Source organism: Streptomyces sp. PKU-EA00015, assembly GCF_013387495.1.
Taxonomy (GTDB): domain Bacteria; phylum Actinomycetota; class Actinomycetes; order Streptomycetales; family Streptomycetaceae; genus Streptomyces.
This window is the reverse complement of the sequence record NZ_JABZEE010000090.1, coordinates 1-7,930: the sequence shown is the minus strand read 5'-3', so window position 1 is coordinate 7,930 and position 7,930 is coordinate 1. Positions and strand designations below refer to the sequence as shown.

The following is a 7,930-nucleotide window of genomic DNA, read 5'->3' as shown; positions in this document are numbered from 1 at the left end:
AACGGCTCCCTGACACAGGTCCCTCCGCACGGCTGACCACGGCCCTCACCGCCGGCCCGGGCGCGCCCGGGCCGGCGGCCGGAGAGGGATTCATGGCACGGAACAGCCGGCGGACGACGCGCCCGCACACGACGAAGCCCCGGCCGTCGAGACGGCCGGGGCTTCGGACGGTGCGCGATACTGGGATTGAACCAGTGACCTCTTCCGTGTCAGGGAAGCGCTCTCCCGCTGAGCTAATCGCGCAGGTCACCGCACTGCTGCGGCGTACTGCGAGGTGCTGCGTGCGCGATACTGGGATTGAACCAGTGACCTCTTCCGTGTCAGGGAAGCGCTCTCCCGCTGAGCTAATCGCGCGGGGATCCTTGCGGACCAGTGGACGATACTGGGATTGAACCAGTGACCTCTTCCGTGTCAGGGAAGCGCTCTCCCGCTGAGCTAATCGCGCGGGGATCCTTGCGGACCAGTGGACGATACTGGGATTGAACCAGTGACCTCTTCCGTGTCAGGGAAGCGCTCTCCCGCTGAGCTAATCGTCCATGGAGGTGGAGACGGGATTTGAACCCGTGTAGACGGCTTTGCAGGCCGTTGCCTCGCCTCTCGGCCACTCCACCCGGAGTGCGGGGGGTCGGGAAGACCCCCCATTCTCGAGCGGACGACGAGATTCGAACTCGCGACCCTCACCTTGGCAAGGTGATGCTCTACCAACTGAGCCACGTCCGCCTGTCGTTTCCGTTTCGCTTGCGCGTCCCGGCGACGTGTTGAACTCTAGCGGATTCCCGGGCCAGTACAAAAACGCGTTTGTGCAGCGTGCTGAGGTGTGTGCGCGTCGCGGCAGCTCATCGGCGGCTCGGAGGCGGGCGACCGGCCGCTCTTCCCCGCCCCATCCCCGCCGGTCATAGACTCACAGACGTGCACGCCCTCGCTCCTCTGGCCCGCTTCGGCCCCCTCGTCGCCACCGACCTCCGGGACGTCACCAGCGACCCCTCTGCTCTGGACTCCTCCGGGTTCTGGGCCGTCGCCGCGGACTTCGAGGGGCGGCTGACCTGCGCCCGCTTCGGCGACGTCCGTACGGAGCCGGTGCCCGAGCCGGTGCCCGGACGGTGGCGGGGCCCGGCCGCCGGGGACTGGACCTCGTCGCTGGACCGCGTCTCCTACACCGCCGGCGTACAGCGCATCCGCGAGCACATCGCGGCCGGCGACGTGTACCAGGCGAACCTGTGCCGGGTACTCTCCGCGCCGCTGCCCGACCCGGACGGCGCCGACGTCGACGAGCTCACCGCGCTGCTGGCCCGGGGCAACCCCGCCCCGTACGCAGGGACGATCCGTCTCCCCGCGCATGGAGTCGAGATCGCCACCGCGTCGCCCGAGCTGTATCTGCGCCGCGCCGGCCGCACCGTCGAGTCGGGACCGATCAAGGGCACCGGCCGGACCGCCGAGGATCTGCTCGAGAAGGACCACGCCGAGAACGTGATGATCGTGGACCTCGTCCGCAACGATCTCGGCCGCGTCTGCGCCACCGGCAGCGTGAGCGTGCCCGCACTCTGCGCGATCGAGCCGCACCCGGGGCTGGTCCACCTCGTCTCCACCGTGCGCGGCGAGCTCGCCCCGCAGGCCGGCTGGAGCGAGCTGCTGGCGGCCACGTTCCCGCCCGGCTCGGTCACCGGCGCCCCCAAGTCCAGCGCACTGAAGATCATCGAGGCGCTGGAGACCTCTCCCCGCGGCCCGTACTGCGGAGGCATCGGCTGGGTCGACGCCGACCGCGGCACCGGCGAGCTCGCCGTCGGCATACGCACGTTCTGGATCGACCGCCGGGCCCCGGACGGCCCCGCACTGCACTTCGGCACCGGCGCCGGGATCACCTGGGGCTCCGACCCCGAGCGCGAGTGGGACGAGACCGAACTGAAGGCGTCCCGGCTGCTCGCGGTAGCGTCGGGTGCGTACGAGGCAAGCGGAAGGACAGCTGGATGAAGCTCTGGGTCAACGGCGAGCTCAAGGACGCCGAGGACGCCCGGGTGTCGGTCCTCGACCACGGCATGACCGTGGGCGACGGCATCTTCGAGACCGTGAAGGCGGTCCACGGGCAGCCCTTCGCCCTCACCCGCCATCTGGAACGGCTCACGCGCTCGGCCCGCGGCCTCGGCCTGCCCGAGCCCGACCACGACGAGGTGCGCCGCGCCTGCGCCGCCGTCCTCGACGCCAACCCGATGCCGCTCGGGCGCCTGCGCATCACCTACACCGGAGGGCTCTCGCCGCTCGGCTCCGACCGCGGCGACGCCGGCCCGACCCTGGTCGTCGCCCTCGGCGAGAGCGGCCGCAGGCCCGACACCACCGCCGTGATCACCGTCCCGTGGACGCGCAACGAGCGCGGCGCGCTGACCGGCCTGAAGACCACCTCGTACGCCGAGAACGTCGTCGCCCTGGCGCGGGCGCACCAGCAGGGCGCCTCCGAGGCGCTGTTCGCCAACACCGTCGGGCAGCTCTGCGAGGGCACCGGCTCGAACGTCTTCGTCGTCCTCGACGGCGAACTGCACACCCCGCCGGTCTCCTCCGGCTGCCTCGCGGGCATCACCCGTGCCCTGACCGTGGAGTGGACGGGGGCCAAGGAGACGGACCTGCCGCTCGACGTGCTCGACCGGGCCGAGGAGGTCTTCCTGACCTCCACCCTCCGCGACGTGCAGGCCGTCGTCCGCATCGACGGCCGCGAGATCGGGCAGGCCCCCGGCCCCGTGACGACGAAGGCGATGCGCGTCTTCGAGGAGCGGGCGGCCGCCGACCCGGACCCCAAGTCGCCGTAGGAGCAGGCCCGTCGGAAAACGTGGTGTCGGACGGCCGCGGGGCAGGTAGAAAGTCCCCGATGACCACAACCCTGCGGCCCACCGGGCCGATACAGCGTGATGAGTCCGGCGCCGCCTCGCGGGCGTACGACGTCTGTGTGAACGGCCGGCCGGTCGGCTCCGTCCTCCTCGCGACGGACGCCGGGACCGGCCCCTCGGTCGGCTACGTACGCTCCCTGACCATCGACGACGCGGACCGACGGCGCGGCCGCGGCACCGTCGCCGCGCTCGCCGCCGAGGAGGTGCTGCGGGGCTGGGGCTGCACCGAGGCCCGCACCTCCGTCCCGGCCGACGGCACCGCTGCCCTGCGCATGGTCTCCGCCCTCGGCTACACCGAGCGCGGCCGAAACATGCTCAAGGATTTGCCGGACGGTCCGCCCCCGCTGCCCGGCGCGGTCGAGGCACGGCCCATGGACGAGGCCGAGTTCGACCGGTGGCGCTCCAAGGCGGTCGCGCACTACGCCGAGGAGTGGATCGCCAGGGGAGTGCTGCGCGAGGAGGCCCTCACCCGCTCGGAGAACCTCCACCGCACCCTGCTGCCGGAAGGTCTGGCGACGCCGGGCGCCGAGCTGTACTGCCTGGTCGCGGAGGACACCGTGGTGGGACGCGTCTGGGTCGCGACGCGGCACGACGTGCGCCCGGGGGAGCAGGGGGCCTACGTCTTCGACGTCGAGGTGGCCGAGGAGCACCGCGGCAGGGGCTACGGCCGCGCCCTGATGCTGCTCGCCGAGCGCATCGCCCGTGCCGCCGGCAACACGCTGATCGGTCTGCACGTCTTCGCCGGCAACACCCCGGCGCAGCGCCTCTACGAGTCCCTCGGCTACCGGACCACGCACCACAACTTCGTCAAGCGGCTCCTGTGACCGCGGGGCTACGGGGTGTCCGTCCGCTCCCCGAGCAGCCGCTCGGCGATCTCCTCGATCCGCGCGCGCAGCCCCTCCTGGCTCTTTCCGCCGTCGAGGCGCTCGCCGCCGATGACGTACGTCGGCGTGCCCGTCACTCCGATCGCCTTGCCCTCGGCCTGGTCCGCGTCGACGATCAGGATGTGCCGGCCGTCGATCAGGGCGGTGTCGAACTCCTCGGCGTCCAGGCCGAGTTCGCGCGCCACCTCCAGAAGCACGGGCTCGCCCCGCGCCGCCAGGTCATCGGTGCGCTCCAGCACGGCCTCCGCGTACGGCCAGGCCTTCCCCTGCTCGGCCGCCTCCTCCGCGGCCTGGGCGGCGGAGAACGCGTGCTTGTGCTTGTCGAGGGGGAAGTGCCGCAGCCGCAGTTCCAGCCGGTCGCCGAACCGCGCGCGCAGGGCCCGCAGGTCCTCCAGGGCGGTACGGCAGTCGGGGCACTGGAGCTCGCACCAGACGTCGAGGACGACGGCGCGGGCGGTGGTGGAGTCGCTCATGGGGCCAGTCTTCCAGCCGGTCGCCGGCGTACCCAACCGGGACCGCAGGAGGAGACCGGCCCCGAGATCCCCCTGAGGTCGCCGCCGGGCATGGCCCGCGGTCAGGGGGACGGTGCAGGATGGAAGGGACGTAACACCTCGTGCCCGCCGATGCCTGGAGGACCGGATGCTTGCCGAGACCATTTGTCCCGCGGTGTCCGCGGCGGGCCTGGGCATCGCCGCGATCACGGCGTACCGCAGGCGTTTCCTCGCCGCGACCCGAATCGCCGCGTACTCCCTGGTCCCCGTCGGCCTGGTGCTGACCGGGGCCGTCCAGTGGCTCGTGGACACGGCCTTCAGCCCGTCGGCCTGGCTCGGCTTCGGCCTGCTCGGCGGCGCCTGGCTGCTGTTCATGACCACCCGTGCCGTCGAACGGCGGTCCGGAGGCAGCCGCCGTGAGCGCAAGGCCGCCGCCGCGTCGCAGCGCTCCGCCGCCGAGTCCGGCGCGTCCAGGCCGGCTCTCGACGGTGCGCGTCCGTCCGCGGCGCCGAAGGCGACCGCGGCCGACGACTTCAGCGACATCGAGGCGATCCTGAAGAAGCACGGCATCTAGTGCCCGTGGGCCCGGACCGGGCGCGGCCGCCGGACCCTGCCGCGCGGCTGGACGGGATGTGATGAACTAGCGCGCGCTCGAGGTGTGTTGGTCGATCACGCCGTGGCGCGCTGCGTCATGATCGGCCCCGAGATGCTCGATACCTCCCGGGGCCAGGCCCCCGCACCGACCCCAGAGCCGCGCGGCTGCTTGTTCGCGCTCTCCCAGCCGCCCCTCATGATCTTCCTCGGCGTGATCGGGGTGCTGCTGCTGATGGGCGCGGTGCACGACCTGTTCCTGCTGTGACCCGTCCTGTGCCCTCGGTGGCCGGAGACGACCGGGGCGCGGATGGGGGCGGGCCGCCCGCCCGTCAGCCGGCGGCTTCCTTGCGGCGGGCGCGGTAGGCCGCGACATGCAGCCGGTTCCCGCACGTGCGGCTGTCGCAGTAACGCCGTGACCGGTTGCGCGAGAGGTCGACGAAGGCACGACCGCAGTCCGGCGCCTCGCAGCGCCGCAGCCGCTCCTGCTCGCCCGAGACCACGATGAACGCCAGCGCCATCCCGCAGTCCGCCGCGAGATGGTCCGCCACCGAGGCGCCCGGCGCGAAGTAGTGCACGTGCCAGTCGTAGCCGTCGTGGTCGGTGAGCTGCGGCGTCGTGCCGGCAGCCGCGACGAGCTGGTTGATCAGTTCTGCCGCGGTGCGGCTGTCCCGCGCCGCGAAGACCTCCGCGAAGCGGTCCCGCACGCCCTGCATCGCGGCGAGGTCCTTCTGTCCCAGATCACCCACGTCGCTGACGTGGTGGCTCCGTACGAACTCGTCGAGCGCCGCGACGTCCGCGAGTCCGTCCTCCTGGTCGCCCTCCGGTGCGGTGTTCACCAGATCGACGACGGTGTCGAGGGCGATACGGGTGTCGTGGGGGATCAGCACGATTCGCTCCCTGGCCGGCCGCGGGCCGGTGCCCGCCGAATTGCGCCGACTCTAGCGGTTCGTGCCGGGATCGCAGCAGCGCCGTCGTCACGATGGATTCCGTGACGACGGCACCGGTGCCGGCTGTATGGGAATTCTCCGCACGGCGCCGTCTCCCCGAGACGGACGGCGCCGGGCGGCTTTTCGCCTGGCTCAGCTTTCGGCCAGGATGTGCGAGAGCTCCGTGTCGAGGTCGAAATGCCGGTGCTCGGTGCCCGGTGGCACCGCGGCGTCCGTCCGCTTGAGAAACGACTCCAGGGCCCGCGCCGGGGCCTCCAGGAGGGCTTCGCCCTCCGGGGAGCTGAGGGCGATGCAGACGACGCCCTGGCCGTGGCTGCGGGACGGCCAGACTCGTACGTCGCCCGTGCCGGTGGGGCGGTGCAGCCCCTCTGCGAGGAGGTCGCGGGCGAAGACCCACTCGACCGTCTCTTCGGCTCCGGTGTGGAAGGTGGCGTGCACGGCGTAGGGATCGGCCGTGTCATACCGCAGGCCCGCGGGTACAGGCAGTGAGGACTCGCTCGATACAACGAGGCGCAGGTGCAGCTCGCAGCTGACCGTGGTGTTCATAAGCGCCAGGGCCTTTCGCTCAGTGTGCGCTCGGGGATTCGCACGTCGGCGAAATCGACATGCCACCTACGGTGCCGTTGTAAACCCCTCTGACCGTTTTGCGATCCCTCGGGTCGCTCGTACGGGCGTGCATTACTTTGTGTTATACGGCCAATCCGGTGACGGTGTTCGATCGGGTAAGTTGGGCGTTATGAATGCGCAGAGTGACGAGCGGGACGAGGCGGTCGCGGCCGCGGCCTCCGCCCCCGCGACGGGGGACGTGACGACGGGCGCGGCGCAGCCGGCCCAGGAGGCGGCGAGGGACGACGAGCGGGAGCTCGGATCGCGGGCGCCGCACTACATCAAGCGGTCGAGAACACTGCACATCAGCTGGCAGGTCGGCGTCTTCGTCGTCGGCCTCGCGGTCGTCGGCGCGGGCGTGGCGATGCTCGTGCTGCCGGGCCCCGGCTGGTTCGTGATCTTCGCCGGCATGGCGATCTGGGCCACCGAGTTCGTCTGGGCCCAGCTGGTGCTGCGCTGGACCAAGCGCAAGGTCACCGAGGCCGCCCAGCGCGCGCTCGATCCCAAGGTCCGGCGGCGGAACATCATCCTCACGACGGTCGGCCTGGTGATCGTCGCCGTGCTCGTCGGCATCTACCTGTGGAAGTTCGGCATCGTGATGCCGTGGAAGATCGACCAGTGACCTCGCAGTGGTCCTGGGGACGCGCTGACATGGGGTAATGTTTGCGGTGCGCCCGGGCGATTAGCTCAGTGGGAGAGCGCTTCGTTCACACCGAAGAGGTCACTGGTTCGAACCCAGTATCGCCCACCCGGACCGAAGGCCCCGGAGACACCAGTCTCCGGGGCCTTCGGCGTTCAGCGCATCCTGCCCAGGCTCTCCCTGAGCCTGCGCGCGTCCCGCAGCCGCTGCTCGTACGTGGCGCCGACCGCGAGCAGCAGCAGACCCGCCACCGCCGGGGGCAGCCAGCGGGGGAGCGCGTCGACGACCTGGACCACGTACGGGGCGAGCTCGTGGAGGGCGTCCAGCGCGAGCACCGCGCCGCCCAGCACCAGCAGCGCCTGCAGCCGCAGCCGCGCACCCACGAGCGTGACGGTGAGCGCGGCGACGCCCAGCAGCAGCGGCCGCAGCCAGTGCTCGTCGCCCCAGGCCGCGAACAGACTCGGCACGAAGGTCGCCGCGAGGCCGGGACCGTACGACGTCCACGACGACGCCTGCGGGTCCCGCCGGCGGCGCAGCGCGCCGATCACCAGGGCGGGGACCGTGACGGGCAGCGTGTACGCCTCGGGCGAGGCCACCTCGGAGGCGGACAGACGCACCCACGTGGCGAGCACGAACAGCACCGCGGCGACGTATCCGGCGGCCGGGCGGCGCTCGGCCCGCACCGCTGTTCCCGCGGCGATCACGCCGCACAGGGCCAGCACCAGAGCCAGGGCGGGGAGGTGTCCGGCGGCGAGCAGCACGGCGACCGCGCCGGCCCCGGCCGCGGTGGCCTCCATCGGCAGGGCCACGGGGTGGCGGCCGAGGCGCGCGCCGGCCAGGGCGGCCGCCGCGGGGACGAGCAGCAGCACGAGGGCCGCGCGGTGCGGCGGCAGCC

The 7,930-nt window shown here is 72.0% G+C and carries 10 protein-coding genes and 7 tRNA genes; 7 read left to right on the top strand and 10 right to left on the bottom strand.

What is annotated here, in order from left to right; genetic code table 11:
- Positions 1-171: 171 nt before the first annotated feature.
- The 6 genes from HW130_RS34010 to HW130_RS33985 all read right to left on the bottom strand — a co-directional run bounded on the left by HW130_RS34010 (position 172) and on the right by HW130_RS33985 (position 720).
- A tRNA-Val gene (locus HW130_RS34010) sits at positions 172-243 on the bottom strand.
- A 39-nt stretch (positions 244-282) separates the two neighbouring features.
- Positions 283-354: transfer RNA gene (locus HW130_RS34005), tRNA-Val, on the bottom strand.
- Between the two features lie 19 nt (positions 355-373).
- Positions 374-442: transfer RNA gene (locus HW130_RS34000), tRNA-Val, on the bottom strand.
- Positions 443-464: 22 nt separating this feature from the next.
- A tRNA-Val gene (locus HW130_RS33995) sits at positions 465-536 on the bottom strand.
- Between the two features lies 1 nt (position 537).
- Positions 538-611: transfer RNA gene (locus HW130_RS33990), tRNA-Cys, on the bottom strand.
- A 36-nt stretch (positions 612-647) separates the two neighbouring features.
- Positions 648-720: transfer RNA gene (locus tag HW130_RS33985), tRNA-Gly, on the bottom strand.
- A 189-nt stretch (positions 721-909) separates the two neighbouring features.
- Between HW130_RS33985 and HW130_RS33980 the strand changes: the two genes are divergently transcribed.
- The 3 genes from HW130_RS33980 to HW130_RS33970 are packed head-to-tail and all read left to right on the top strand — an operon-like array spanning position 910 to position 3,697.
- Positions 910-1,968, top strand: coding sequence for a chorismate-binding protein (locus tag HW130_RS33980; protein WP_177153632.1), 1,059 nt, complete (start codon positions 910-912; stop codon positions 1,966-1,968).
- Positions 1,965-2,795: an aminotransferase class IV gene (locus HW130_RS33975; RefSeq protein ID WP_177153631.1), complete on the top strand. Its 831-nt coding sequence runs from the start codon at positions 1,965-1,967 to the stop codon at positions 2,793-2,795. Before HW130_RS33980 ends, HW130_RS33975 begins: the two co-directional genes overlap by 4 nt.
- Before the next feature lie 59 nt (positions 2,796-2,854).
- Positions 2,855-3,697, top strand: a complete 843-nt coding sequence (locus HW130_RS33970; protein ID WP_177153630.1) for a GNAT family N-acetyltransferase — start codon at positions 2,855-2,857, stop codon at positions 3,695-3,697.
- Positions 3,698-3,705: 8 nt separating this feature from the next.
- On the opposite strand, the gene HW130_RS33965 is transcribed toward HW130_RS33970, so the two are convergent.
- A complete protein-coding gene (locus HW130_RS33965; protein WP_177153629.1) occupies positions 3,706-4,230 on the bottom strand; it encodes a DsbA family protein in 525 nt (174 codons plus the stop codon).
- A gap of 166 nt (positions 4,231-4,396) precedes the next feature.
- Between HW130_RS33965 and HW130_RS33960 the strand changes: the two genes are divergently transcribed.
- Together HW130_RS33960 and HW130_RS33955 are read left to right on the top strand one after the other, a co-directional pair.
- Entirely contained in the window at positions 4,397-4,822 is a 426-nt protein-coding gene (locus tag HW130_RS33960) for a hypothetical protein (protein WP_177153628.1), read from the top strand.
- An 84-nt stretch (positions 4,823-4,906) separates the two neighbouring features.
- Positions 4,907-5,107, top strand: a complete 201-nt coding sequence (locus HW130_RS33955; protein WP_177153624.1) for a hypothetical protein — start codon at positions 4,907-4,909, stop codon at positions 5,105-5,107.
- Between the two features lie 64 nt (positions 5,108-5,171).
- On the opposite strand, the gene HW130_RS33950 is transcribed toward HW130_RS33955, so the two are convergent.
- Entirely contained in the window at positions 5,172-5,729 is a 558-nt protein-coding gene (locus tag HW130_RS33950) for a CGNR zinc finger domain-containing protein (protein WP_177153627.1), read from the bottom strand.
- Between the two features lie 192 nt (positions 5,730-5,921).
- A complete protein-coding gene (locus HW130_RS33945; protein ID WP_003959770.1) occupies positions 5,922-6,335 on the bottom strand; it encodes an SsgA family sporulation/cell division regulator in 414 nt (137 codons plus the stop codon).
- Between the two features lie 190 nt (positions 6,336-6,525).
- On the opposite strand from HW130_RS33945, the gene HW130_RS33940 reads away from it, so the two are divergent.
- The gene (locus HW130_RS33940; RefSeq protein ID WP_177153626.1) at positions 6,526-7,017 is read left to right on the top strand and encodes a TIGR02611 family protein; all 492 of its coding nucleotides are present in this window, start codon (positions 6,526-6,528) and stop codon (positions 7,015-7,017) included.
- A 54-nt stretch (positions 7,018-7,071) separates the two neighbouring features.
- Positions 7,072-7,143: transfer RNA gene (locus HW130_RS33935), tRNA-Val, on the top strand.
- A 47-nt stretch (positions 7,144-7,190) separates the two neighbouring features.
- Here the strand turns inward: HW130_RS33935 and HW130_RS33930 are convergent.
- A partial coding sequence (locus HW130_RS33930; protein ID WP_177153625.1) for an SCO7613 C-terminal domain-containing membrane protein occupies positions 7,191-7,930 on the bottom strand: 740 nt, incomplete at its 5' end.

Bases quoted from the DNA above. Each gene is read 5' to 3' on its own strand.
- HW130_RS33970 (WP_177153630.1), top strand. From the start codon at position 2,855: ATGACCACAACCCTGCGGCCCACCGGGCCGATACAGCGTGATGAGTCC.
- HW130_RS33960 (WP_177153628.1), top strand. From the start codon at position 4,397: ATGCTTGCCGAGACCATTTGTCCCGCGGTGTCCGCGGCGGGCCTGGGC.
- HW130_RS33965 (WP_177153629.1), bottom strand. From the start codon at position 4,230: ATGAGCGACTCCACCACCGCCCGCGCCGTCGTCCTCGACGTCTGGTGC.
- HW130_RS33975 (WP_177153631.1), top strand. From the start codon at position 1,965: ATGAAGCTCTGGGTCAACGGCGAGCTCAAGGACGCCGAGGACGCCCGG.
- HW130_RS33945 (WP_003959770.1), bottom strand. From the start codon at position 6,335: ATGAACACCACGGTCAGCTGCGAGCTGCACCTGCGCCTCGTTGTATCG.
- HW130_RS33940 (WP_177153626.1), top strand. From the start codon at position 6,526: ATGAATGCGCAGAGTGACGAGCGGGACGAGGCGGTCGCGGCCGCGGCC.